The sequence below is a fragment of the Pseudoalteromonas caenipelagi genome (genome assembly GCF_013140855.1).
GTDB classification, from domain to species: domain Bacteria; phylum Pseudomonadota; class Gammaproteobacteria; order Enterobacterales; family Alteromonadaceae; genus Pseudoalteromonas; species Pseudoalteromonas caenipelagi.
Genome location: NZ_JABBPG010000004.1, coordinates 171,040 through 196,664, shown reverse-complemented (window position 1 = coordinate 196,664; position 25,625 = coordinate 171,040). Strand labels below are relative to the sequence as shown.

The window sequence follows — 25,625 nt, the reverse complement described above, 5'->3', positions numbered from 1 at the left end:
CAACTTTAGACATTGTTATTGATTTTATCTAGATAACGAATACTTACTGTGTTTATTATTACTTATCGCCACGAATAAAAACTTTTTCGCAAATTGTGCGCATTTTAAGCGATATCAAGGATGATGTTCGCTATAAGAGGTGATATACTCCCGCCGAATAATTTTTCTACTTTAAATAGAGCAAAACAATGGCAGATTTATCGAAGTACAGAAACATTGGTATTTTCGCGCACGTTGATGCGGGTAAAACTACCACCACTGAGCGTATCCTAAAGCTTACAGGTAAGATTCACAAAACCGGTGAGGTACACGACGGTGAGTCTACTACTGACTTCATGGAACAAGAAGCTGAGCGCGGTATCACTATCCAGTCAGCTGCTGTAACGTGTGAGTGGAAAGGTCACCGCTTAAACGTGATCGACACACCGGGACACGTTGACTTCACAGTTGAAGTATACCGTTCATTAAAAGTTCTTGATGGTGGTGTTGGTGTATTCTGTGGTTCAGGTGGTGTAGAGCCACAATCAGAAACTAACTGGCGTTATGCGAACGAATCAGAAGTTGCACGTATTATTTTCGTAAACAAATTAGACCGTATGGGTGCTGATTTCTACCGCGTAGTTAAGCAGGTTAAAGACGTACTTGCAGCTAACCCACTTGTTATGACTTTACCAATTGGTATCGAAGACGAGTTCTGTGGTGTTGTAGACGTACTAACTAAAAAAGCATACGTTTGGGATGATTCAGGTCTTCCTGAAAACTACGAAGTAAAAGACGTTCCTGCAGACATGGTAGACAAAGTTGAAGAATACCATGAGCTACTTATCGAGTCTGCTGTAGAGCAAGACGACGATCTAATGGAAGCGTACATGGAAGGTGAAATCCCTTCTCTAGAAGACATCAAGCGTTGTATCCGTAAAGGTACTCGTGATCTTGCATTCTTCCCAACTTACTGTGGTTCTGCGTTCAAAAACAAAGGTGTTCAATTAGTACTTGACGCAGTTGTTGATTACCTACCTGCACCAACAGAAGTTGACCCTCAGCCACTAACTGATCCTGAAACGGGTGAGCCTACTGGCGAAGTTGCAACTGTTGACGCTGACCAGCCTCTTAAAGCGCTTGCGTTTAAGATCATGGATGACCGTTTCGGTGCACTTACTTTCATCCGTATCTACTCTGGCCGCATGAAAAAAGGTGACACAATCCTTAACTCTGCAACAGGTAAAACTGAGCGTATCGGCCGTATGGTTGAGATGCAAGCAGATGATCGTAATGAGATTTCAGAAGCGCAAGCTGGTGACATCATCGCAGTTGTTGGTATGAAGAACGTGCAAACTGGTCACACACTTTGTGATCCTAAGCATGAATGTACACTTGAAGCGATGATCTTCCCTGATCCAGTAATTTCAATCGCGGTACAGCCTAAAGATAAAGGCGGTAACGAGAAGATGGGTATTGCTATTGGTAAGATGGTTGCAGAAGATCCGTCATTCCAAGTTGAGACTGACGAAGATTCAGGTGAAACTATCCTTAAAGGTATGGGTGAATTACACCTAGACATCAAGGTAGACATCCTTAAGCGTACTTACGGTGTAGACCTAATCGTTGGTCAACCTCAGGTTGCTTACCGTGAAACTATCACTCAAGAAGTTGAAGATAGCTACACGCACAAGAAGCAATCAGGTGGTTCAGGTCAGTTCGGTAAGATTGATTACCGTATCAAGCCGGGCGAAGTTGGTTCAGGCTTTACCTTCAAGTCTACCGTTGTTGGTGGTAACGTTCCTAAGGAATTCTGGCCTGCAGTTGAGAAAGGCTTCAAGTCAATGATGGAAACTGGTGTACTTGCTGGCTTCCCTGTATTAGACGTTGAAATTGAACTATTCGACGGTGGTTTCCACGCAGTTGACTCATCAGCAATCGCGTTCGAAATCGCAGCGAAGGGCGCATTCCGTCAGTCTATCCCTAAAGCGGGTGCACAACTTCTTGAGCCAATCATGAAAGTTGACGTGTTCACGCCAGAAGACAACGTAGGTGACGTAATCGGTGACCTTAACCGTCGTCGTGGTATGATCAAAGACCAAGAAGCTGGCCTAACAGGCGTTCGCATCAAGGGTGACGTACCTCTTTCTGAAATGTTCGGTTACATCGGTCACTTACGTACAATTACTTCAGGTCGTGGTCAGTTCTCTATGGAGTTCTCACACTACGCACCATGTCCGCAAAATGTTGCTGACACTGTAATTGCTGCAGAAAAAGAGAAAAAAGCGGCTAAGTAATTTTTAGTTAGCTTCTAAACTTTTAAAAACCGCTTGATAATCAAGCGGTTTTTTTATGTCTAATGAAAAAGTACTTAATTATAAATGTTAGGACTTGATTTAGGTACGATAACTGTTTATTATTGCAGCTAAAGAAATAAAGTTGATAGCGCTAGGCATATTAAAGTTTTGGAGACTCTTAGTGAAAACCGTTGATTTATCAGTAAATTGGCTACTATATGGGGTGTTTCTGTTGCTTTGTGGTAGCTTGTTCAGTTTAGTGTCGATGTTAGAGTCACGAGTGGTGACTTTATCTGTGCTATGTTATGCACTGCTTGTAGCGAGTATTGTCCCGCTAACGTTATCGATACTGAATAAGCGTTTTGTGCATATTGATAGAGCGGGTATTAGCTACTCTCTGGGACTGGGTACGCGTTATATTTTATCTGAAGATATTAAACATATTCAACGAAAGAGTTTTTCTCTGCTTACTGTACTGCAGGTAGAGCTGCACAGTGGCGAAGTTAAATCTTTTTACAGTTGGACGTTAAGCGAGGCGGGCTTCGCCAGAGCTGAGCAGCTTTTAGCAAGCAAATAACAAATGCGCCACATGGCGCATTTTTTGTAGATTAGCTGCAGACTAGGCGCTAAAGCTTTGTTATTTTTCGTTTAGCCAAATAGCAGCTTGTTTGGCAAAATAGGTTAAAATGCCATCAGCACCGGCGCGTTTAAAAGCTAACAGTGATTCTAGGATACACGGCTTTTCTGCCAACCAGCCATTGTCGATAGCTGCACGATGCATAGCATATTCACCACTGACCTGATAAGCAAATGTTGGTACACCAAATTCATCTTTCACACGGCGAACGATGTCTAAATAGGGCATGCCAGGCTTAACCATCACCATATCGGCACCCTCTTGCAGGTCTAAAGCGACTTCTCGTAGTGCTTCGTCAGAGTTTGCAGGATCCATCTGGTAGGTTTTCTTGTCGGCGCCTTTTAAGTTTCCTGCAGAGCCAACTGCGTCTCTAAAAGGGCCGTAATAGCTTGAAGCATATTTGGCTGAATATGCCATTATACGGGTGTGAATGTGTCCTTCAGCTTCTAATGCTTCACGGATTGCCCCGATGCGACCATCCATCATGTCAGAAGGAGCTACCACGTCAGCGCCCGCCTGTGCATGTGATAATGCTTGCTTAATCAACACCTCGGTGGTTACATCGTTAATCACGTAGCCATTATCATCTATGATGCCATCTTGCCCATGTACGGTAAACGGGTCAAGTGCTACATCGGTGATGACACCAAGTTGAGGAAATGCTGTTTTTAATGCTTTTACTGTGCGCTGCGCAAGTCCTTCTGGGTTATAAGCTTCTTCCGCATTAAGGGATTTTTTATCAGCAGGTGTTACTGGAAAAATAGCAATAGCTGGGATACCTAATGCGACGAGCTCGGCTGCTTCTTCAATGAGTAAATCAATCGATAAACGCTCGATACCCGGCATTGACTCAATCGCTTCTCTGCGATTTTTACCTTCTAAGACAAAAACAGGGAAAATCAGATCGTTAACTGATAATTGATGTTCGCTCATTAAGCGTCTTGAAAAATCATCTCTGCGCATGCGACGCATACGTGTATAAGGAAATAAATCTAATCCAGATTGAGCCACTATAGTCTCCTAAAATTATAATTCGTACGCTAATACTCGATTTCTACCCTGCTGTTTCGCTTGATACAGGGCTTTGTCGGCTAAGTCTGTAAATAGGGTGGGGTTTTTGCTGTCAGTTGCAATCGCACTATATACCCCTGCACTGAGTGTCATTTTTAGATGTGTAGCACCAAAGTCGAAATGTGCTGCACATATACTTTGGCGTATTTGTTCGGCAAGCTCTAGTGCACCTTGTTGTTGTGTATTTGGTAGTAGTAGTACAAATTCTTCACCACCATATCTAAATACTTCATCTAGAGGCCGCTTGAGGTGCTGCTCTATTATTTTTGCGACGGCACAAATGGCTTGATCACCGACCACATGACCATAGCTATCGTTAATTTTCTTGAAGTGATCGATGTCTAGCATGACGACACTTAATGTGGTTTGCTCTCTGCGAGAGCGACGTACTTCCATCATAATGCGTTTGTCGAAATAGCGTCGGTTTTTTACTTTAGTAAGCGCATCTTCCATGTTGAGCTTTTCTAATTCGCGATTTTTTTCTTGTAGCTCTCTAAGCGTGACCTCAAGTTCAAAGGTACGTTCGTCGATACTTGTTTCTAACTTTTCTTGCGCCTGCTCTTGTAGATGTAGGCGTTCTTTTAATAATGCATCTTCGGCTCTTGTTTGTGCTAGACGAGCTTGCTGGTGCTTTATTTTGTTATCGCGATCTTTAATATATTGGCGAGCTAATGCATAACTTAAGGTCATACTAATCAATAAGTAACACAGATAGGTTAGAGGCCTATCCAGAACGGGGCTTGAAAGTAACCCTAACTCAAAAGCACTTTGATAGCCCAGTACAAGTAAAAGGGTGCTAAACATAAGAAGGTACGCGTTATTAAATGGCGCTGAGCGTCTGTAAGCAATCACAGCTAAACAAAGATATGTTACCGCGGTGACAAAGCTCAAGAAAAAAGCGATTAATAATGCAATGCGATGTGGTGCTAAAGGCAGCAGCACAGTACATACAATACCCAGTTTTAACATCACGCTGAGCATACGCTGTGTACGTAATGCATTTGTGGGCACTAGTGTGGCCTTCAATATAGGTATAAATAGCCCTGTGGAAATAAACATGAATAGCGCTTGCCCATATTGCTGGAGCCACAGCCAGTTATTATAAAGGTAGCGATGGCTAAAACCATAGAGATGCACATTAAGCATCCAAATAGTTGCGATGGTTAGACCGCCAAATAAAAAGTATTGCTTATGGGTAAAGGAGTACAGTGAAATATTGGTCAGTACCATAGCAACAATAAATCCGGCCAACATACCATAGAGTAAGTTGAATTTGCTGGTATATTTTAGATACTCGATAGGGTGCCACAAGCTCAAAGGCAAGTAGGTTTGACCATTATTTTCTATTTTGATGTAAAGTGTAGTGCTTTCATGAGCTGGTAATTTAATTGGCACCAATTGCACTTGATGTGAAATTGGCTGCTGAGCGCTTTGTTGATACTCACTGCCAAGGGCGACCAAAATAGAGCGATTTTGCTCGGGAATAACAGCGGTGATGTTATCCAGCTGATTATTGTTTACGCTGAGCAGTAATGGGAGGTCTTGAGCGGCTTGGTTATTTAAAACGACTTTCAACCAAATGATTTTCGAATCAGGCTTAAGGTGTAAAAAACCATTATCAACGTTTTGCCAGTCAAGCTCGGTACGTTGTAGCTGTTCAAGGGTTTCACTATTATTTTGCACATAAGAAAACGGCAATGCTGATCGTTTGATAAAGCCTTGGTTAATTTCAAATGCATGGGTTGAAAGTGTCACCAACATGCATAAAAAAACAAGTAGTAGGCGTATCACTCCAACTCGACCTCTGTCATGAACAGGCGATTAAAGTTGTCATGACTAATTTGTGCCACATGCTCAACAGTTTGTCCTCTTAACATGGCTACTTGACGTACCACTTCGGTGACAAACGCAGGTTCATTTCGGCGTGATTTAGGTTTGGGTTTTAAAGTGCGCGGTAATAAATACGGGGCATCTGTCTCGATAAGCAACTTATCATCCGGTATAAGCGGAACAAGTTGCTGAAGTTGTGCGCCTCGGCGTTCATCGCATACCCAGCCTGTGATGCCGATCATCAAACCGTAATTCAAGTAGAACTCTAGGGCGGTTGTATCACCAGTAAAGCAGTGCAGTACCCCATGAATGTTCACCTGTTCGAGTGCCGTGCTCATGGAGTCAAAGGCATCCCGTTCATGCAGATAAACGGGCATATTTAATTGCTGTGCAAGACTCAGTTGTTCAGCAAAAACCTTTATTTGCAGAGGTCTGGGTGAAAAATCGCGATTAAAATCCAGACCACACTCACCAACCGCCACGACTTCAGGCTGACTTAATAACTGGCATAGTTGTGCTACATAGTCACTAGATGCGTCTTTTGCATTATGAGGGTGAATGCCTGCAGTGCTCACAAAACCATAATGGCGAGCAAAATGTAGGCTTTGTGTTGCATCTGCCACATTGCTACCAATAAGTAGCATATTGTCGACGCCAGCTTGTTTAGCGCGTACCACAACGTCGTCACATATTTCATCGAATTGTGAACTTGTGAGGTTTACACCAGCGTCGATATAACGTGTGGTCATTAGTCCACTCGCTTGACTCTGATACTGCGGTTTGACCCTTCTTTGGTCATTAAGAAGGAATCTAAAGTACCGCGTTTAATCTCTATTTTATCGCCTTTTTTGGCGTAGAAAGCGCCACTATCTAATTGCTTCCATGATTGGCCATTATCAAGCTTAAATAGACGGGTGCCTAAAGGCGATTTGATTACTTCGAGCACTGAAGCGTTGATCTGTTGGGCTTCTGAGTAGTCTGTCTTTTCTTTTAATAGTTTTTTGGTCATGCCAAAACGTTCTTCGTCTGACAGCGCAGAGGGCGTGTTTTGCGTGATAGTTTGCTCAATGTTGATTGGCTGGTTTGCCATCACTTTGTCAAAACAAACTAAGCGCTCAAAATCTTTCTTAATAAGAGTACAAGCCGCTAAAGCTTGTTGGTCTACAGGTTGTGCAAACGCAGTAGCACTTGCTAATATCACACTTAAAAGTGCTATTTTTTTCATTGTTCGGATTCCTGTTGTTCTGATTCTTTTGTGTAAAACTTCGCAAGTAATAAGCCCAGTTCAAAGAGCAATAGCATAGGTATTGCCAGCAGGGTCTGGGAGAGCACATCGGGTGGTGTTAAAAACATGGCAACCACAAATGCGCCAACTACCATATAGGGACGCTTTTCTTTTAAACTTGTTACCGATGTCGCGCCGCTCCAGCACAACACCATAATAGCGACAGGGATTTCAAATGCTACTCCAAATGCAAAAAACAGTTTTAAGGCAAAACTCAAATAACTACTAATATCAGGGGACATGGTCATCATTTGTGGCCCAACACTGGTAAAAAAGTTCAGTACAATGGGGAGCACTACAAAATAGCAAAACGCGATGCCGGAATAAAAAAGTACCACACTGGAAAGCAACACAGGGATAAGCATACGCTTTTCATGTTGATAAAGACCTGGGGCGATAAAACTCCAAATTTGGTGCAGTATGATTGGTATGGCACCAAACAGTGCAACAAACAGAGTGAGTTTAAAAGGTGCAAAAAAGGGGGCTGTCACATCTGTGGCTATCATAGTACTTTGCTCTGGTAGCGTAGCGATTAAAGGCGCTGCAACATAGCCGTATATGTCGTTAGCAAAATATACCAGTGCAATAAAAATCAACAACACACTCAATAGCGCTTTCATAACCCGATTTCGAAGCTCAATTAAATGGCCGATAAAACCGCTGTGTTGGGTTTGTGACATAAGTTGCTCTTTACTTCTTTATTACTTGGTTATTCAGTCTTTTTTGACGTCTGATGTATTTTTATAACTGTGTTTTACTGACTCAGCCGCTTTTTGCAGTTCATTGACCGAATGCTTAATATCATCAGGTAAGTCTTGCATATTTTGCTGTTCAGCCTTTTTTAAATTGCTATGGAGTTCGTGAACTCGTAACTCTTCACTTACTTCTGTTTTGACTGAATTTGCGACAGATTTGATGGTATTTATCCAGCGGCTAACGGTACGGATTGCAACCGGTAAACGCTCTGGGCCTAATACAATTAAGCCTACAATGAGTACGACCACCAGTTCCCACATGCCCATGAGTTATACCTTATCTTTGTCTTTTTTCTCTTGCTCTGTGGTGTTTTCACGTTCTTGTTGCTTTTGCTCGGTTAACTGAGCAGATGTTTTGTCTTCATCAGACATCGCTTTTTTAAATCCTTTAACAGCACCACCCAGATCGCTACCAATGCCACGTAGTTTTTTTGTTCCAAACAACAAAACAATGATGGCAAGAACGATTAATAACTGCCAAATACTGATCCCACCTAAACCCATGATGACTCCGTTTGTGATAAAAAACTTAACTTGCCGTGATTATACGCCCAGTGTGCAAAATATCACCCTATTTTGCGCCATGCGCTGATAAATAAAACGACACTTGCAGATAATGTCAAGCCACTAACTAGCCACTCATGTGCTAAATAACTTAGGCTGGCACAAATAAGGGAGGTGCAGGCGAGCATACCTAATAGTATGGGCTTGGCATCACTCTTTTCTTTGACGCTGCTCAATTGCCGATTATTTCGTTTGAGATTTTGATAAATAAGATCGGGCATTTCTGGCATCTTTTCAGCCCAAAATGGCAGATTGGCGTACAGTTGTTTTAGTACAGACCAAGGGCCTACTTGTTCTTTTACCCATTGTTCTAAAAATGGTTTAGCTGTTTGCCACAAGTCTAGCTGGGGGTAAAGCTGACGACCAAGTCCTTCAACATAGAGTAAGGTTTTTTGCAGCAATACCAACTGAGGTTGTACTTCCATATTAAAGCGTCTAGCTGTGTTGAACAGGTTAACCAAAACATGACCAAACGATATCTCAGCGAGTGGCTTATTAAAAATAGGCTCGCACACAGTACGTATCGCGAATTCAAACTCTTCAACGCAAGTATCGGCTGGTACCCAGCCTGAATCGACGTGTAACTGAGCAACTTGGCGGTAGTCACGATTGAAAAATGCGATGAAGTTTTCAGCGAGATAACGCTTATCCTCTTTGTTTAATGTACCGACAATGCCGCAGTCTATACCGATATATTGTGGGTTGTGCGGTGTATCGCGTGATACAAAAATATTGCCAGGATGCATATCCGCATGAAAAAAGCTGTCTCTGAAAACTTGAGTGAAGAATACCTCCACGCCTCTTTCAGCAAGGAGTTTCATGTTGGTCCCTTGCGCAAGTAGTGCATCGGTATCGGAAACAGGGATCCCATAGATGCGTTCCATAACAAGTACATTGGTGCGCGAATAGTCACTAAAAACTTCTGGGATATATAAAGATTCTGAGTCTGTGAAATTACGCTTTAACTGAATCGCATTGGCGGCTTCTCGCATCAGGTCGAGTTCATCAAGCAAGGTTTTTTTGTATTCTTTGACAACTTCAACTGGGCGCAGGCGGCGGCTTGATTTAAATAATCTAACAAGTAACCGAGCAAATTGCGCCATTAAGGCCAGATCTGCGGTGATCTGTTGCTCAATGTCAGGGCGGATCACCTTGATGACCACTTCGTTTTCTTGCCCTTTGTCTACTAAGGTTGCTGTATGTACTTGAGCAATCGAGGCGGAGGCGAGTGGTGTTTGCTCAAACTCGCTGAATAACTCGCTTATGTCTTTAATTTGTAAAGCATTTTCTATTAACTTTTGAGCTTGAACACCATCAAAAGGCGCAACCTTATCTTGCAACAATGCCAGCTCTTGTGCTACTTCAAGAGGCAATAAATCTCGGCGTGTAGAGAGCATTTGTCCAAACTTAACCCAGACTGGACCTAGAGTTTGTAGTGCCAAACGTAGCCTTACTCCAAGAGGTTTATCAGCATGCTTATTGGCCATCCAAAACAGGCTGCTTCTGGCGACACGAGCAAACCAAGGTCGCTTTTTTGCAGGAATAAACTCATCAAGCCCAAAACTGAGTAAGGTGTTAGTTATCTGATATAAGCGAGCAATTGCCAAACTGGTGTCCTTAACGAGCGAGTAGTTGATTAATACGTTGTTCTAATTGTGCTGTGCGTTGTTTAAGCTCTCGCGTATGTGCTTTAAATTGTGCCATTTCAAGTGGATGAATGGTGACTTTTAGCTCATCTTGCAGTAGCTCTGTGGCAGTACTTTTGAGTACTTTGCTCAGTTGTTGTGAGCGTGATTTTACGGATTGGCAATGTTGCATAAGCTGTTGAGCGCCCGCATCACCCAAATATCTGGATAATTGTTCAGGCCAATCTATATCTAAGTTAGAAAAGCTTTGACTATATGCTTGTGCCACATTTAGATTGCCGTGCAAATCTAGCGCTTCTTGGCGGATTAAGCGTGTTAACACACTTGGGTCTTTAAGCTCAGACAAGGTCGCAATACTGGCACTGATATGACAGTCAGCCTGTTCTTGATAATTGTTAAACAACATAAAACTTTTGCCAGTATATGTGAGCGCAAAAGTTTGTTGCCAGTCGCGTATTTCAACCGCTAAAACCTGATGTTGTAGTTTCTCAAGTGATGTCGCAAAACTAGGGTCTAACTCAAGGGCTGTGTTGAGTAAGCGTTCAGCCGCAGCGACTAGCAAAGTGTTTAACATGCTATCCTCTAATATTTAAAACCGCGGTGTAGCGCTACAATACCACCGGTCATATTTTGATAGCTGGTTTGCTCAAAACCGGCGTCTTCCATCATGCTCTTTAATGTTTCTTGGTCTGGGTGCATACGGATCGATTCTGCCAAATAGCGATATGACTCGCTATCATTCGCGACTAGTTTGCCCATGGTTGGAAGCAGGTTAAAGGAGTAGAAGTCATAAATCTTTGACAAAGCTTCACTGTCAGTTTTGGAGAATTCTAAGATCAGCAAACGACCACCAGGTTTGAGAATACGATACATTGAGCGCAGAGCAGCATCTTTGTCTGTTACATTACGTAAACCGAATGCGATAGTGATCACATCAATGCTGTTATCTGGAAAAGGGAGCGCTTCGGCATTCATTTGCACGTATTCAATATTGCTTACCAACCCTAAATCGCGCAATTTATCACGGCCCACTTTGAGCATTGAGTCGTTGATATCACCTAGGATCACCTGACCAGTATCGCCAACCAGTTGGCTGAACTTGGCTGTTAAGTCTCCTGTACCACCGGCAAGATCAAGTACTCTATGGCCTTTACGTACACCTGAACAAGCTATCGCTTGGCGTTTCCATAAACGATGAATACCAAAAGACATCAGGTCGTTCATAATATCGTATTTTGCAGCGACGGAATGGAATACATCGGCGACCATTGATGCTTTTTCTTCGCGGGCGACTGTTTTATAACCGAAATCTGTAGTTTTTTGTTGCGACTCTTTCATGGTGCTCTCTGCTCTGGCCGTTACGCTAAGTTGTTCTCTAGTGTACTTGATTGCGTGACTGAGGTGCAATTTATCGCAGCAGAATTTGTTAAATTTGGTGCCCTATTTGATCGCTAAGTGCAAGTAAAACAACTTTGCCCTGACAAATAGGCTTTATGGGCGGCTAGGTGTGCTTTATGCGCTAGCTCATCAAAGCTTTGCTCTTGGTGCCGCTTGGTTATTCCTAAAGAGAGCTGTATGCGCGGTAACTCAACATGACTTTTAGAACTTACGAATTTTAGCTTTTCAACGCCATTTCTAATCTTTTCCGCAATAACGTTTGCGGTGCTTGGCTCAATATCAGCCAATAAAACAGTAAACTCTTGCTCTCGCGTGCGCCCTGGTAAGCCACTTTCAAATACATATTTTTGTACTTTTTTGGCCACTCTATTAACAATCACTTCACCAACGACATCTCCGTACTCTAGGGTAAAGTCTTGTAGGTTCGTGATTTGGATGGCAATGGCACAAATAGACTTATCTTTGGCTAACCAAGCTTGCGTTTGTTGGTTTAAAAAGTGACGCTTATAGAGACCAGTTTGCGGGTCAATAATATGTTGCTTGCGAAGCTGTTGTAGTTGTTGCTGCGACTTCATGTGCATGAGGCGCATTTTTTTGATTTGTGCTTTGAACAAGGTGTGTTGATTTAGTATCGCATCGGCAGACTGGCCAAGCTGTAACATGGCTTTTTTGCTTTTCGCGATATTATCTTCATCTAATTCTTGCACACAGGAGGTGACTTTTTGGGCAAAGCTAGTCAGTTGTTTTTGCGACTCGTTGGCTGTTTTTGATAAATTTGCCAAAACACCATCGACGTTATTAAGTAGTTCGGTTTCTGTTTTGTGGCCTTTGTTAAGGTGTTCGAAGTACAGGTGCTCTACAAATACACTGTCTATTTTGTGTTTGCTATCGATAGCATCATTTATCGCTTTATTGAGTGTAGCTTCACATTTGCTTATATAGGCGTAGGCCACGTGATAGTTCATTGGCGTTGGCGGCAAATGGTACTGCTCTAAAAACAGGCAAACCTGTGTCATTTTTTCTTGTGCATTTGCCATGGAGTCATGGAATATCATTCTGTTTACCGCAATAATAAAACGCTACTTCGAGTCAGTGACAGTCCCCCTAAATAATGGGTTTGGTCTCACTACTATCATATTTATTCGAGCACCTAGTGCAATCTGTATTTAAAATCAAAATGGTCGCATTTGAAATAGAAAAGTTAAATTTATGCGACTGTTCGCTTTTTTTATCATCAATTTTTCGTAGTTTGCCTGCAAATTAAACATATTGCAATTTCTGGGATTGAACTCTTTTAGTTGCAGTGTCTGTATTTACTCAGCTACAGTCGGAAAAAATCCAGAACTTAGGATACAAAAGTGATTAAAATTTTTGCGTTATCGGCAGGTGTTGTCATGGTTAGCCTGTCATTGTCGGGCTGTCAGGCCACACCCAAATCTAGTAACGATATGTTTACTCAAGTTGAACAACAAGTTCAGCAGTTTCTAAAACAAGCCGATCCTAATAAGGTTGATTCATTAGATGCTACCTATTATCTACCCAATTTAAGTGCTGAGCATTTAGCGCAGCAGCATCAGGCGCGGTTAGACTTACTTAAGCGTTTGGACGAGGTGGATTTTCAAAAACTCAGCAAAGATAACCAAGTTAACCACACGATACTGCGCTCTCAAATTCAAAATAAAGTTGATGAGTATCAGTTTAAAAAGCACTACATACCACTGACTTCCGAAGGCGGGTTTCACTCACAACTCACCTATATTATTGGTTATAGTGACTTTACCAAAGCAAATGGATTTGAGGTTTATTTAAAGCGCTTGGAACAAGTGCCCCGCTTCTTTGAGCAAAACATGCACTGGATGCGTGTAGGTATGCAAACTGGGCACACGCAACCTCAGGTTGTGCTTAAAGGGTATGAAAAGTCGATAGCTGGGTTTATTCATCAAGATGTCACTCAATCAGTGTTCTATGCGCCTTTTAAAACCAACACGGCTAGGTTATCTGATACTGAATTTGCCGCATTACAGGCGCGAGCCAAATCAGTGTTAAGCAATCAGGTGATGCCTGCTTATAAGGCATATTTAGACTTTTTTACCGAGCAATATCAACCAAATGCTCGTCAAAGTATTGCGCTTCGTGATACCCCAAATGGCCAAGCTTACTATGCGAATAGGGCACAGCACTATACAACAACAGATATGTCTCCTAAACAAATCCATGAACTGGGTTTAAAGGAAGTGGCACGTATTCGCAAAGAAATGGAAACCGTTATTGAGCAAGTGGGCTTTGAAGGCTCTTTTGCCGAATTTGTGAATTTTTTAAGAACAGACCCACAATTTTACGCGAAGACACCAGAGCAATTGCTCAAAGAGGCCGCTTATATTGCTAAGCGTATGGACGCAAAGTTACCGCAGTTATTTCATACTTTGCCACGTCGTCCTTACGGCGTGGCACCTGTGCCAGAGAGTATCGCGCCAAAATACACAACAGGCCGTTACTTAGGTGCAAGTAATGATTTAGAAGCAGGATATTATTGGGTAAATACCTATGCGTTAGACAAACGTCCGCTCTATGTTTTAGAGGCGTTGACTTTGCATGAAGCTGTTCCTGGACACCATTTGCAGATAGCGCTCAATGAAGAAATGGAGCACTTACCCGATTATCGACGCAATAGTTATATCTCGGCATTTGGTGAGGGCTGGGGGCTTTATTCGGAATATTTAGGGCTGGAAGTTGGGTTCTATCAAGACCCTTATAGTAACTTTGGTCGTTTAACCTACGAAATGTGGCGAGCTGTTCGTTTGGTGGTAGACACAGGCATGCATATGTTTGGTTGGAGTCGAGAGCAAGCTATGGATTTTATGAAAAACAACACTGCTTTATCTTTGCACAATGTGAAAACAGAAACTGACCGTTATATTTCTTGGCCTGCGCAGGCTTTGTCATACAAGATAGGCGAGCTCACCATTAAGCGCTTGCGTGCTAAGGCTGAACAACAATTAGACGACAAGTTTGACTTAAGAGAGTTCCATCATCAGGTGCTACGTCATGGCTCTGTACCGCTGTTTTTACTTGAAGCACAGATAGAGCAGTACATTCAACAAACCCTAGCGAGCAACTAATCACTGAAGGCTGTTCATGCCTGTTATTGACCACAGGCATGAACTTGTAGCAGGTAAAATGATATGAGAAGCGCAAAAGCAGCATTGGCTGCTTTTTGTTTTTTACAGCAGCAGGCTTAACAGTAATTGCGATAAGTCTTCTTTTGATTTGCAATGTGGTGCTTGTAATATGAGCTGTTCACCAAGCTGCAGTGCTTGAGACTGTACATTGAGCCTTGCATGCTCGTCTTCGATGCCATCAATATCAGCAACATGGGCAAGCCCTATGGTACGGCGTATCAACTCAGTGCCGCAAAAGCCAAATGCATCTCTTAGCACTTGCTTCACAAAATATTCAGCATAACCCTTTGTTTGAAAAGATAAGTCTTTAGTATGCGTTTGGGCCAAAGTCAGCCAAATTTGTTCAAACTCACTGGTGCATGTTTGTATGCACTTAAGTAGGTACGCATGTATATCTCTACGTTGTGGTAATGATTTAGCGCGCGCATTTTGCGCGCAATAATTCAGTAGTAGGTTGCCAATAAAAGAGCCTAAATCAAAACCAATCGGTCCAAAAAAGCCAAATTCAGGGTCGATAACTTTGGCATGTTTATCGTCAACAAAAATACTGCCTGTATGAATATCGCCATGCAGTAGAGCTTGTGGCGCACTTAAAAATTTACTTTTCAACTTCGCAACGGCTAACTTTAAAGCGTTGTTGTGATGCAATTTGGTGACTTGCTCACTTAAGCCGTGTGCAAAGTTGTTTCTGCTGCAAACTCGGTAAGGGTCATCAAAGAATAAATCTTCGGTAATGGCGCATAGCTCAGGATTAGTAAACTCTTGTACAAGCGCCTTTTTTTCTTGCGCATCTAAATAAAAATCACTGCTAAAAAAGCTGGTATGAGCAAGGTAATTAGCAATGTTTGATGCTAAATGATCGAATTTTCTCCCTTCACAAAGCTCGCTTCTGAGGATCTGCATATGCCCCAGATCTTCCAATATTGTCACGGCTAACTCGTTATTTTGATGCAAAACTTTAACGGTTGTATCAGGGCAAATCGTTCCGTGTTTTATGAGTACACTTGCTTCTATGCGTGCTCTGTCTAATGTTAATGGCCACGACTCGCCAACACATCGCGCGTAGGGCAGTGCTTGTTTCAAAATCACGCTGTTGTGGTGTTGATCAGCTACACGAAAAACCAAATTTAGATTGCCATCGCCAAACTCGTAGCAAGTCAGGTTTGCATCATCGCTAAAAAGTTGCGTTTGAGTTTTTACATACTCAAGTGCTTGAGCATTGTCCAAAGTGGTGTAGTTAGTCATAAGAAGCCATAGAGTAACGAAACTAATGTGGCATTCTAAGCCTTTAAATGTTTAGATGTCTATACTTCTTTTTTCTCTGGTGTAAAATGGCATCGCGGAATTTAAATTAGAGAGTCATTATGCAGGCCTTAATAGCACGTAGTTTGAAATACACGGACAACCAGTTATGGGTGTTAGATCAGTATTTACTGCCCCATGAGCAGCAGTGGTTGCTATGTGAAAGCGTAGAACAAATGCAGTCATACATCGTGTCTTTAAAAGTGCGAGGTGCGCCCTTGATAGGTCTTGCTGCAGCTTTACTGGTGGCACATCTGGCATTACAAGCTCAAAGTAAAGCGCAATTAGCGCAGGCCATTGATGACTTAGAGGCAACACGCCCAACAGCGGTTAACTTAATGCATTGTATGGCAAAGATGCGCGCTGCACTGGCGCATGATGATCATGTTAATCAGTTAGTTAAAACCGCAGAACAGCTGTTTTTTGAGGATGTGGCTTTATGCGAGCAAATGGCCACGCTGGGCGCACAATTAGTGAGTGTAGGCGACAACATACTGACACATTGCAATACCGGCGCTCTTGCGACAGCGGGCATTGGCACAGCGTTAGGTGTGATTTATAAAGCACATCAAACATTGGCTGATATTCACGTTTGGGTGGATGAAACCAGACCTTTACTGCAAGGTGGGAGGTTGACTGCATTCGAATTATCGCAATGGCAAGTGCCCTATACGCTGATCTGCGACAATATGGCGGCAAGCCTGATGGCCGCTAAACAAGTGGATAAAATTTTTATTGGCGCAGATAGAATTGCAGCCAATGGGGATTTCGCAAATAAAGTGGGTACTTACAACCTTGCCGTACTCGCTAAGCATCATGGCATACCCTTTTATGTCGTAGCCCCTGAGACTACGCTTGATAGCGCTTGTCCAAATGGTGATGCAATTCCGATTGAACAACGCAACCCACAAGAGGTAACAGGGGTCAGTGGTAGCTTTGGTCAGTGCCAATGGGCGCCGGATAATGCCAGAGTGTATAATCCCGCCTTTGATGTTACACCTGCTGCACTTGTGACTGGTTGGGTGCTTAATAGCGGCATTTACACACCAGAGCAAGTACAAAACGGGGTTTTTAAATAACACATAAATTTAACCTGTGTTCTTTTTGTTGGTACACTCTGTGTTTTACTAATGTTGATACAAAAAGGGACTTGATGCGTTCTCTTATTACCTATTTTCTCTTGTTGGGTAGCTTCGCAAGTATGCAAAGCTACGCAAAAGAGCAGCCTTCAATTGCCTTATCTGAATTTGCCAAAGATGAGGCTTATCAAAATGTACAGTTATCTCCCCAAGGGGATTTTTTATCATTTATATCCAAACAAGATGATAAAAACGCGCTATTCATTTTAGATACGAACACTTTTAAATTGAAACACGCGGTTGCTTTTCAGGCCAATGCACAAGTTGGAGATTATGAGTGGGTTAACGATGAACGAGTAGTAATGGAAAAGCAGTATGTGCGCGGTTGGTCTAGCCAACCTATGTATAAGGGTGAATTATTTGGTGTGAATGCCGATGGTTCTAAGCCGAAATATTTAGTGGGTTTTCAGGGTGAACGTCAAGTCGGGTCAAACATTAGAAAAGCGACCCCGCTTGAGGGGATCTCTTATATCCTAGACCCTCTCCATGATGACCCTAAGCATATGTTAATTTATAACATTCCGTATACTGGTACCAATGAGCCAACCACTAAAGTATATCGAGTTAATGTGGAAAAAGGCACGCGTGCTTTGCGTGCCAGATCGCCTGAAAATATGGCCGGTTTTTTAACTGATCATCAAGGTAACGTGCGCGTGGCTTCTGCCTCAAAAGATGGCATTAGTAATCAAATCTATATTCGAGATGAAGATGATGCCCCATGGAAAGTGTTAAAACTCAACGGCGTTTTTCGCACTATTGAGTTGCTAACCTTCGATAAAAGTGGTCAGCAAGTTTATATTTTAGCGTCTCATCAAGGAGAGCCTGAAGGCGTATTTAAGTTGGATCTTAGTAGTGGCAAGGTGACTAAAATCTATCAAGATGACACGGTGTCGCCCAAAACCCCTTGGGTAAGCGAATATGACAAAGAGTTATATGCGATAGAAATCGACAATGGTTATCCGACTTATGTATTCCTTGATGAGAATTCAATCAAAGCCAAGCGTTTGAAAAACATCATACGAGTTCTACAAGGTAATCAAGTTCACTTGGTTTCCACGACTCGTGATGGTAAAAAAAGCATATTTTTTGCCTCGAGTGATATTAATGCTGGCCAATACTTTTTATATGACTCAAAAACCAGTCAATTACAGCAGTTGTTTTCGGCAAGAGAGTGGTTAAACCCAGATTTGATGTCGCAAACCAAACCGATTACATTTCAATCACGCGATAAATTGACTGTTCATGGCTATTTAACCTTACCTGTCGGCAAAAAAGATAAAGACTTGCCACTGGTTGTGATGCCCCATGGTGGTCCACATTACACCCGGGATTGGTGGGAATTTAATCCTGATGTGCAGGTGTTAGCCAGCCGTGGCATTGCCGTATTACAAGTTAACTTTAGGGGCTCAGGTGGCTACGGTGAGGCTTTTCAGTCGGCAGGCTACCAGCAATGGGGTGGCAACATACAGCACGATATTATCGATGGTGTAAAGTATGTGGTATCTCAGGGTTATGCCAGCAAAGATAATATCTGCATTATGGGCGCAAGCTTTGGCGGTTACTCAGCATTACAAAGTGCCATTTTAGAACCTGACTTATTTAAATGTGCCATAGGTGTGATGGGAGTGTATGACCTGCCTCTGATGTTTGACGAAGGCGACATTGCATTGCGTCAATCGGGTACGAACTATTTAACTCAGGTGCTTGGTGAAGATAAAAACAAGCTAAAAGCGTTCTCTCCCAGCTACAATGTTGCCAAGCTCAAAGCACCAATGTTGATTGTGCATGGTGGTAGAGATGAGCGTGCACCGATAGAGCAGGCCGAGTCGCTTATAAAAGCACTGAAAGGCGCTAGCCACCCGTACAAATATGTGTTGCTCGACGATGAAGGTCATGGTTTTTACAAGCCAAAGCACAGAACACAATATTATGAAGCGGTAATGTCTTTTTTGGATGCGCATTTGTCGCTGTAAGCTGATGATAAAAAGGCAGTATGTCGATTGAATACTGCCTTAGTTTTTGATTGTTTGAGTGTTGTGCTACTGCAATCTAAGTGGATAACTAATCAAGTAGTGGAAATTGAGTTGCAATATCACTATTGGTGCTTTGTGCTACCCAGCCAGCTTCATTGTTGAAAAAGCGAATAGCAGTAAACTCTGGATCGCTGCCCATATCAAACCAGTGTGCTGTGTTGGCTGGCACAGAGATCAAGTCACCTTGTTGACATAATACTTGATATATTTTGTCGTCAATATGCAAGCAAAACAGACCTTGCCCTTTGACAAAAAAGCGCACTTCATCTTCGTTGTGGGTATGCTCAAACAAGAATTTTTCACGTAACTGAGCTGCGTCTGGGTTGCCTCGTTCAAGTGCAATGACATCCACTGTTTGATACCCACCATCTGCTTGGACACGCGCTATATCTTCTTGATAACGACTCAATATATCAGTATGCGCCATGGAGGAGGTTATTGCTTGGCCGGTTTGCCATTGCTCAAAATTAACGCCAACTTGTGCAAGATGTTGTTTTATCTTGTTGGCGTCGGTGCTTTTTAAAAGCGCACTATTCGGAGCTTGGTCATTAAAGACAGTTAGTTGACTCATAGTGATAAGGCCTTAAATTGTTCAAAACTTTCAATAGCGGGGTGCATATCAGACTGGGCTTGATTATCTCGCCACAGTTGTAAGGTTTGCATGTCAGCCGCTTTAGCTGCATCAAGCTCCGCAACTACATCACTGAGAAACAAAATATGCTGCGCATCATAAGGCAGCTGAGCTGCAATGGCTTGATACGAACTCGGCTCTTGTTTAGCACCTATCTGGGTGTCGAAATAGCCCTTAAACAAGTGGCGAATATCACCATAATCAGAGTGTGTAAACAGCAAGTGTTGCGCTTTTACTGAGCCTGATGAATAAACATATAAATCGATATTCTGTGAGTTTTGCTCATTTAAAAACGCATACGCATCGGGATAAATATGACCGGTAAAGTCACCATGCTCATAGCCAGCTTGCCAAATAAAACCTTGTAGTTGTTTTAAGGGAGTCACCTTTTTATCTGCTTCAATCCAGCCTAATAGGGCTGCTATCACATCATCTAAGCTGGCCTGAGGGTTATTAAGCTCGTTACGCACCGCGTCAATTTGCGTCTTAACGTCATCACGTTGTTGATTCGCGCGGACAAACTCTTCTAAGTGTTTGGCTGCATAAGGAAAGAGTATGTCTTTGACGAATGAAATACGTGTGATGGTGCCTTCAATATCTGTCACTATGGCTTTAATCATTTCATTGACTCCAATTTTATGCGCTCTAACTCGCAGGCAAATAAAAACTCCAATCCTTCAATATGTCGGCGCGTTTCACTCACGTCTTTCCCTAATGCATAAAGCCCGTGGCCACGGATCAATACCGCGTGAGAAATAGGGTGTTGCTGATGATACTCAGCCACTTTAGCTGCTAAGCGTTCGATATCTTGATCATTATCGAAAATGGCAATATCAACAGGGGTATGGTGAGACGCAATACCCGATAACGACTTTTGCATTTCATATCCATTGATTTGTAAAATGTTATTCGTCTCAAACCGGGATAAAACAGTTGCGGCGACAGAGTGTGTATGCAGCACGCACCCTGTGTTTGGCACTAGTTGATACAGTTTTAAATGCAATGCTGTTTCAGCTGAAGGTTTGCCATCACCTGAACGTATCTCGCCATTTTCACTTAACTCCAAAAAATGTTGATGGGTAAGACAGCCTTTATCATGACCGCTGGCTGTAACAACAAAACCGTCATCCGTTTTTATCGAAAAATTACCACCGGTTGCTGGTACCCAACCTTTATTACTAATCCACTTTCCGGCGTCAATTAGCGCTGATTTAGCAGCATCACTATTCATCCTGTGTTACCTTGTACTCTTAAATAAGATAAAATATTTAGACGGCTATACATCTATTTGTATAATAATAACATTGCTTTTAGTTTTGCACCATCATCAAAGAGAGAAGGACATTGGAAAGTAAATTACCCCACGTTGGCACCAGTATTTTTAGTCAAATGACAGGACTGGCGAATCAATATCAAGCGATTAATTTGTCTCAAGGCTTCCCTGAATTTGATGCCCCAGATTTTTTAAAAACACGGTTGGCACAGTATAGTGAACAGGGGTTTAATCAATATTCGCCCTCATCTGGCATGAGTGCATTACAAAGCCAAATAGCCGCATTGGTTGCGCGTCGTTATAACCAAACTGTTGAGCCTGAAAGTACCGTGACCGTCACCAGTGGAGCCACCGAAGCACTCTTTGTTGCTATTCAGGCTATTACACAAGTAGGTGATGAAGTTATCGTGTTTGACCCTGCCTATGATAGCTATGCACCTGCCATTGAATTGGCGGGTGGTAAAGCGATTCATATCGCTTTGCGTGCCCCTGATTTTCGTATTGATTGGCAGCAAGTGACAAATGCGCTGAGCGATAAAACGCGTGCAATTATTATTAATACCCCGCATAACCCTAGTGCCAAAATTATTTCACAAAGTGATGTTGCGCAGCTGAAAAATTTGCTGATAAAACACAATCTATTGCTAATTAGTGATGAAGTGTATGAGCACATGACTTTTGATGGTCAACGTCATTTTAGTGCGCTGTTGGATGAAGAGATTTTTGCACGTAGTTTCGTGATCTCTAGTTTTGGTAAAACCTTTCATTGCACCGGCTGGAAAATGGGCTATTGTGTAGCGCCTAAAAATCTATCAGCAGAGTTTCGTAAGGTTCACCAATATGTGACGTTTTCGAGTTTTACGCCCGCTCAGTTGGCGTTAGCAGATATGCTAAAAGAGCATGCTGAGCATGTTGATGAACTGGCGCAGTTTTATCAACAAAAAAGAGATACATTAGTACAGGCATTACAGCCTAGTCGCTTCGAAATTTTACCGAGTGAGGGTACTTACTTTTTGTTACTCGATTACTCTGCTATCTCACAGCTAGATGATGTCGCTTTTTGTGAATACCTAGTGAAAGAAGTCGGTGTTGCGGCAATTCCTTTAAGTGTGTTTTATGATATGCCACCTGAAGATAAAATTATCCGTCTATGTTTTGCAAAGCATACAGATACCTTACTTAGAGCCGCAGAAAAACTATGTTCGCTTTAGAACGGTGCCCCCGTTCAATGACGTGGGGCATTGTTCTAAAAAACCGACTCACGACGCATTATATTGGTGTACCAATAGCGTCGCGTTTGGCGCTGATTTTTCTATGCTGAAGTATTCTAGTAAGCGGCGCATCTCATTCGATTGCTCAGCCATTTGCTTAGCAGCTGCCATGGTTTCTTCTGTGATTGCTGAGTTTTCTTGAATTAAATCGGTGAGCCTCTGTACCACTTGGTCAACTTCTTTAATTGCATGCTGTTGGCTCGTGGTAGATTGATTGATTTTTACTATGGTATTGCTCACTTCGAGTACCGCAGCGACGATATGCTCTAACTTCAAGCCTGAGCTATTTGCCATTTCAATGCCTTGACCCACTTTATCATTACTATTGGCGATAATATCTTTGATTTGTTTCGCTGATGCGGCGCTGCGCCCCGCTAAATCTCTCACTTCATTGGCCACTACGGCAAAGCCCTTGCCATTTTCTCCTGCTCTGGCGGCTTCAACAGCTGCATTGAGGGCAAGCAAATTGGTTTGAAATGCTAAACCATCAATAACCGAGACGATTTCATTGATATTTTTACTCGCTTTATTTACTTCGTCGATAGCGATAACGGTCTCTTTTGACAGTTTACCGCCCTCTACAGCTGTTTCTTCAGCTCGATGCGCTAATTTTACCGCGGCCCCTGATTGTTCTGATACTAGAGTAAGTGCTTCGAGCATTTGGCTGGTACTGGCACTGGCTTCTTCCAAATTAGCTGCCTGTTCTTCTGTTCGTGCGCTGATCTCAGTATTACTGTCGGCTATTTCTGAGGCGCTTTGTGATACGCTATTGGCAGATAGCTGGATGCCTTCAATGACCTCGGTGAGCTTTTTGATAGTGGTATTCACATCTTGCTTAAGCATCGCGAAGACACCATCATATTCACTTTGTACGGTATGAGTTAAATCGCCTTTGGCTAAGGCACTTAACACTTGGGTTACCTCGCTGATAGCGTCATTAATAATTGCAGTAGAACCATTTACGTCGTCTTTTAGTTGTTGCAATTGGCCTTGTAGGTTGGAGGTGATCTGCAGGCTAAAATTCCCCTGACACATTGCACTCATCACACTGCCAAGCTCGGCAATGATTTGGTTTAAGTTATTAACTGAGCGGTTAATGTCAGTCTTAAGGTTATTTAACTGACCTTTCATCGGGGCGTCAATTGTGCGATCAAAGCGGCCATAACTGATGGCGGTCATGACTGAAGAAATTTCACTGACAGCATCATCTAAAGACTCAATTGATAGGTTTATATCCTCTTTTAAGCGACCTAGCTGACCTTGTGCATTGCAGTCGACAGTATGCTTAAAGTCACCTTGACTTACTAGTGCCATAACATTGCAAATTTCTTTGATAATGCTCGCTAAATTGGTGACGCTAAAATTGATATCATCTTTGAGTTCTTCAAGTTGGCCGTTAAGTGGCAAGTTGATCCGCTTTGAAAAATCACCGCCGCGGATTGCGCTCATAACATCGCTAATATCATCTATGGCGCCAGATAAGCTCGAAACAGAGTTGTTAACACTATTTTTTAACTGCTCAAGTTTACCACTGGCATTAATACTAATTTGTTCTTTAAAATTGCCTTGTTCAACATTTTCCATCACATGCACTATTTCGTTCATGGTGGTATTCAAGGTGTTGAGTGAAAAGTTAATGTTGTCTTTGAGCTTCGCGAGATCACCAGACATTGGAGATTTTAATTGATTAATAAATTGCCCTTCAGACATCTCTTTAATAACCGTATTAATTTCTCCTATTGCAGTATCTAAAGTGCTTGCACAGTGGTTTGTCGCACTTTTTAAGATGTCGAGCTCACCTTTACACTCCACAGTAATGCGCTCTGAAAAGCAGCCTTTTGCCATCTGATCCATCACTCGATTAGTCTCTTCGAGGGATGCTTGTAACGCATCTAGCAAAGAATTAAAAGCCTGTGCAGATTGCCCTATTTCATCTTTAGATGTGATGGGGGCACGTAACGAAAAGTCACCTTCATTCTCAACCCTGTGCATTGTCTTAACCAAAGCGTAAACTGGCTTTGTCAGGGTTCTTGCAAACCAGATGGCAGCAACAACAATGATGATAATGGATACTGCGAGGACGATAGCGAGCACTTGGGTGAGTTGGGTGACGGCAGAGAACGCCTCTGCTTCATCTATCTCAGATAAGAGTGCCCAGTGAACACCAAGAACCTCAACAGGGGAGTATGAAGAAAGCACGGTTTGGCCATTGTAGTCAGTAATGAGCTTTTGCCCCTGCTCACCATTGATTGCGCGTTGAAATGCCTCTGTATTTATTTTGCTGGTATCAGGGTGTTTAAATGCATTAACAACGGAGTGTTGGATTGGGTCAAGATATGAGTCTGAGCGCATTAATCCTTCAGGGCCAACCAAGTAGGTTTCACCGCTCTTACCTAACCCTTCACGCTCTGTCATGATGTTATTGAGTGCCGTTATTGAAAGCTGGAACACTAACGTTGCGCCTTGCGTGCCTGCAATTTTTATGGGGGCGGCGATAAAACTAGCTGGCGCGTTGTATGACGGTAAGTATGGTTCGTAGTCTACAAACGCAAATTCTGAGCTATCTTGTAATTGCTTGGCTTGCGTAAAAACTTTTGCCAGCCCACTATGCGCGAAAGGGCCAGTCACTAACGAGGTTGCAAAATCTAACTCTTTGTAGACTGAGTATGCAACTATGCCGGTATCATTATCGATAATAAACAAATCGTATAGATCAAATATCTGTGCCATTTTTGAAAAATACGAGTGATATTGTTGGTGAGCAAGGTCGTAACTGTCTTGATGGCCAGTGGTAATAAGGCGTAGTTTTTCACCAAGCGGGTAGCTATTATCAGCAATGTAGCGAGTTTGCAGTGTAGCCGCTTCAGGAGAGAGCTGGTTAAACAACTCTTTAGGTGGTTGTGTATCCGGATTGCTTTGAGCAAATTTTTCAAGGAATTGTGAATTATAAAACTGTGCTAAATTATCAGGTATAACCGTTGGCGTATCTAAGTTAGCAATCGCGTACGTAAAAGCTTGTGCAGCTGCGGTTGTATGAGGATTGACTGCAAGCGATTGTAGTTTGTCTTTCACCCCTTGAAAATGTCTTACAACGGCATTTTTCTTAACCTCACTGACTGCATTTAGTTGCGCATAAGATTGTGTTTGCAATGCCGAAGATGCTTGATATAAGGCAATACTAATAATGCATGCTATGGGGATAAGTGCGACTGACAAAAAAGCAATATTGAGTTTTTTGGTCAAGTCTAGTGAAGTCACCGCACGAACAAATTTACGCATAACGTATTCCTTGTTTTAAAAGTGTTGTTAAGAATGGCTAACAAAAAACAACGGCC

22 protein-coding genes are annotated in these 25,625 nt (G+C 42.5%); 6 read left to right on the top strand and 16 right to left on the bottom strand.

All coding sequences use genetic code 11. The annotated features are described in order from the left end of the window. The first annotated feature begins 188 nt into the window (after positions 1–188). Positions 189–2,276: an elongation factor G gene (gene fusA / locus HG263_RS11795; protein WP_171626269.1), complete on the top strand. Its 2,088-nt coding sequence runs from the start codon at positions 189–191 to the stop codon at positions 2,274–2,276. A gap of 181 nt (positions 2,277–2,457) precedes the next feature. Continuing rightward, positions 2,458–2,853: a hypothetical protein gene (locus HG263_RS11790; protein WP_171626268.1), complete on the top strand. Its 396-nt coding sequence runs from the start codon at positions 2,458–2,460 to the stop codon at positions 2,851–2,853. A gap of 60 nt (positions 2,854–2,913) precedes the next feature. Here the strand turns inward: HG263_RS11790 and hemB are convergent, their stop codons facing one another. The 11 genes from hemB to HG263_RS11735 form a co-directional block, all read right to left on the bottom strand. After that, the gene (gene hemB, locus HG263_RS11785; RefSeq protein WP_171626267.1) at positions 2,914–3,924 is read right to left on the bottom strand and encodes a porphobilinogen synthase; all 1,011 of its coding nucleotides are present in this window, start codon (positions 3,922–3,924) and stop codon (positions 2,914–2,916) included. A 15-nt stretch (positions 3,925–3,939) separates the two neighbouring features. After that, entirely contained in the window at positions 3,940–5,745 is a 1,806-nt protein-coding gene (locus HG263_RS11780) for a sensor domain-containing diguanylate cyclase (RefSeq protein ID WP_171626265.1), read from the bottom strand. A gap of 26 nt (positions 5,746–5,771) precedes the next feature. Beyond that, positions 5,772–6,563, bottom strand: coding sequence for a TatD family hydrolase (locus HG263_RS11775; RefSeq protein WP_171626264.1), 792 nt, complete (start codon positions 6,561–6,563; stop codon positions 5,772–5,774). Continuing rightward, entirely contained in the window at positions 6,563–7,039 is a 477-nt protein-coding gene (locus HG263_RS11770) for a hypothetical protein (protein ID WP_171626262.1), read from the bottom strand. Before HG263_RS11770 ends, HG263_RS11775 begins: the two co-directional genes overlap by 1 nt. Continuing rightward, positions 7,036–7,779 (bottom strand): twin-arginine translocase subunit TatC, encoded by a 744-nt coding sequence (gene tatC / locus HG263_RS11765; RefSeq protein WP_171626261.1) that lies wholly within the window; start codon positions 7,777–7,779, stop codon positions 7,036–7,038. Before tatC ends, HG263_RS11770 begins: the two co-directional genes overlap by 4 nt. 33 nt (positions 7,780–7,812) lie before the next feature. Further along, positions 7,813–8,121, bottom strand: a complete 309-nt coding sequence (gene tatB, locus HG263_RS11760; protein WP_171626260.1) for a Sec-independent protein translocase protein TatB — start codon at positions 8,119–8,121, stop codon at positions 7,813–7,815. A gap of 3 nt (positions 8,122–8,124) precedes the next feature. After that, complete coding sequence (tatA, locus tag HG263_RS11755; protein ID WP_171626259.1) at positions 8,125–8,358, bottom strand: Sec-independent protein translocase subunit TatA; 234 nt, start codon at positions 8,356–8,358, stop codon at positions 8,125–8,127. Between the two features lie 62 nt (positions 8,359–8,420). Beyond that, the gene (gene ubiB, locus HG263_RS11750; protein ID WP_171626258.1) at positions 8,421–10,025 is read right to left on the bottom strand and encodes a ubiquinone biosynthesis regulatory protein kinase UbiB; all 1,605 of its coding nucleotides are present in this window, start codon (positions 10,023–10,025) and stop codon (positions 8,421–8,423) included. Between the two features lie 10 nt (positions 10,026–10,035). Continuing rightward, entirely contained in the window at positions 10,036–10,638 is a 603-nt protein-coding gene (locus tag HG263_RS11745) for a ubiquinone biosynthesis accessory factor UbiJ (RefSeq protein WP_171626257.1), read from the bottom strand. Between the two features lie 8 nt (positions 10,639–10,646). Then, positions 10,647–11,402 carry a bifunctional demethylmenaquinone methyltransferase/2-methoxy-6-polyprenyl-1,4-benzoquinol methylase UbiE gene (gene ubiE / locus HG263_RS11740; protein ID WP_171626256.1) on the bottom strand — a complete coding sequence of 252 codons (756 nt, stop codon included), beginning with the start codon at positions 11,400–11,402 and terminating at the stop codon, positions 10,647–10,649. A gap of 113 nt (positions 11,403–11,515) precedes the next feature. Continuing rightward, positions 11,516–12,517, bottom strand: coding sequence for a GGDEF domain-containing protein (locus HG263_RS11735; RefSeq protein WP_246239950.1), 1,002 nt, complete (start codon positions 12,515–12,517; stop codon positions 11,516–11,518). Between the two features lie 339 nt (positions 12,518–12,856). Here HG263_RS11735 and HG263_RS11730 point away from each other — a divergent pair, with 339 nt between their 5' ends. Beyond that, positions 12,857–14,581: a DUF885 domain-containing protein gene (locus HG263_RS11730; RefSeq protein WP_171626459.1), complete on the top strand. Its 1,725-nt coding sequence runs from the start codon at positions 12,857–12,859 to the stop codon at positions 14,579–14,581. Between the two features lie 102 nt (positions 14,582–14,683). Here the strand turns inward: HG263_RS11730 and mtnK are convergent, their stop codons facing one another. After that, positions 14,684–15,886: an S-methyl-5-thioribose kinase gene (gene mtnK, locus HG263_RS11725; protein ID WP_171626255.1), complete on the bottom strand. Its 1,203-nt coding sequence runs from the start codon at positions 15,884–15,886 to the stop codon at positions 14,684–14,686. 119 nt (positions 15,887–16,005) lie between these two features. Here mtnK and mtnA point away from each other — a divergent pair, with 119 nt between their 5' ends. Beyond that, complete coding sequence (gene mtnA / locus HG263_RS11720) at positions 16,006–17,022, top strand: S-methyl-5-thioribose-1-phosphate isomerase (protein WP_171626254.1); 1,017 nt, start codon at positions 16,006–16,008, stop codon at positions 17,020–17,022. A 74-nt stretch (positions 17,023–17,096) separates the two neighbouring features. Next, entirely contained in the window at positions 17,097–19,055 is a 1,959-nt protein-coding gene (locus tag HG263_RS11715) for an alpha/beta hydrolase family protein (RefSeq protein WP_171626253.1), read from the top strand. A gap of 88 nt (positions 19,056–19,143) precedes the next feature. On the opposite strand, the gene HG263_RS11710 is transcribed toward HG263_RS11715, so the two are convergent. Genes HG263_RS11710 through HG263_RS11700 form a run of 3 tightly spaced genes read right to left on the bottom strand, consistent with a single transcriptional unit; the run spans position 19,144 to position 20,977 of the window. Then, positions 19,144–19,686, bottom strand: coding sequence for a 1,2-dihydroxy-3-keto-5-methylthiopentene dioxygenase (locus HG263_RS11710; RefSeq protein WP_171626252.1), 543 nt, complete (start codon positions 19,684–19,686; stop codon positions 19,144–19,146). Continuing rightward, a complete protein-coding gene (mtnC, locus tag HG263_RS11705; RefSeq protein ID WP_171626251.1) occupies positions 19,683–20,366 on the bottom strand; it encodes an acireductone synthase in 684 nt (227 codons plus the stop codon). The genes HG263_RS11710 and mtnC overlap by 4 nt, the downstream gene beginning before the upstream one ends. Further along, positions 20,363–20,977, bottom strand: coding sequence for a methylthioribulose 1-phosphate dehydratase (locus HG263_RS11700; RefSeq protein WP_171626250.1), 615 nt, complete (start codon positions 20,975–20,977; stop codon positions 20,363–20,365). Before HG263_RS11700 ends, mtnC begins: the two co-directional genes overlap by 4 nt. 113 nt (positions 20,978–21,090) lie before the next feature. On the opposite strand from HG263_RS11700, the gene HG263_RS11695 reads away from it, so the two are divergent. After that, positions 21,091–22,230: a methionine aminotransferase gene (locus HG263_RS11695; protein ID WP_171626249.1), complete on the top strand. Its 1,140-nt coding sequence runs from the start codon at positions 21,091–21,093 to the stop codon at positions 22,228–22,230. 48 nt (positions 22,231–22,278) lie between these two features. On the opposite strand, the gene HG263_RS11690 is transcribed toward HG263_RS11695, so the two are convergent. Next, entirely contained in the window at positions 22,279–25,569 is a 3,291-nt protein-coding gene (locus tag HG263_RS11690) for a methyl-accepting chemotaxis protein (RefSeq protein ID WP_171626248.1), read from the bottom strand. Between the last annotated feature and the right edge of the window lie 56 nt (positions 25,570–25,625).

Bases quoted from the DNA above. Each gene is read 5' to 3' on its own strand.
- fusA (WP_171626269.1), top strand. From the start codon at position 189: ATGGCAGATTTATCGAAGTACAGAAACATTGGTATTTTCGCGCACGTT.
- HG263_RS11780 (WP_171626265.1), bottom strand. From the start codon at position 5,745: ATGTTGGTGACACTTTCAACCCATGCATTTGAAATTAACCAAGGCTTT.
- HG263_RS11775 (WP_171626264.1), bottom strand. From the start codon at position 6,563: ATGACCACACGTTATATCGACGCTGGTGTAAACCTCACAAGTTCACAA.
- HG263_RS11770 (WP_171626262.1), bottom strand. From the start codon at position 7,039: ATGAAAAAAATAGCACTTTTAAGTGTGATATTAGCAAGTGCTACTGCG.
- tatC (WP_171626261.1), bottom strand. From the start codon at position 7,779: ATGTCACAAACCCAACACAGCGGTTTTATCGGCCATTTAATTGAGCTT.
- tatB (WP_171626260.1), bottom strand. From the start codon at position 8,121: ATGGGCATGTGGGAACTGGTGGTCGTACTCATTGTAGGCTTAATTGTA.
- tatA (WP_171626259.1), bottom strand. From the start codon at position 8,358: ATGGGTTTAGGTGGGATCAGTATTTGGCAGTTATTAATCGTTCTTGCC.
- HG263_RS11745 (WP_171626257.1), bottom strand. From the start codon at position 10,638: ATGTTAAACACTTTGCTAGTCGCTGCGGCTGAACGCTTACTCAACACA.
- ubiE (WP_171626256.1), bottom strand. From the start codon at position 11,402: ATGAAAGAGTCGCAACAAAAAACTACAGATTTCGGTTATAAAACAGTC.
- HG263_RS11735 (WP_246239950.1), bottom strand. From the start codon at position 12,517: ATGATATTCCATGACTCCATGGCAAATGCACAAGAAAAAATGACACAG.
- HG263_RS11730 (WP_171626459.1), top strand. From the start codon at position 12,857: ATGGTTAGCCTGTCATTGTCGGGCTGTCAGGCCACACCCAAATCTAGT.
- mtnK (WP_171626255.1), bottom strand. From the start codon at position 15,886: ATGACTAACTACACCACTTTGGACAATGCTCAAGCACTTGAGTATGTA.
- mtnA (WP_171626254.1), top strand. From the start codon at position 16,006: ATGCAGGCCTTAATAGCACGTAGTTTGAAATACACGGACAACCAGTTA.
- HG263_RS11715 (WP_171626253.1), top strand. From the start codon at position 17,097: ATGCGTTCTCTTATTACCTATTTTCTCTTGTTGGGTAGCTTCGCAAGT.
- HG263_RS11710 (WP_171626252.1), bottom strand. From the start codon at position 19,686: ATGAGTCAACTAACTGTCTTTAATGACCAAGCTCCGAATAGTGCGCTT.
- mtnC (WP_171626251.1), bottom strand. From the start codon at position 20,366: ATGATTAAAGCCATAGTGACAGATATTGAAGGCACCATCACACGTATT.
- HG263_RS11700 (WP_171626250.1), bottom strand. From the start codon at position 20,977: ATGAATAGTGATGCTGCTAAATCAGCGCTAATTGACGCCGGAAAGTGG.
- HG263_RS11690 (WP_171626248.1), bottom strand. From the start codon at position 25,569: ATGCGTAAATTTGTTCGTGCGGTGACTTCACTAGACTTGACCAAAAAA.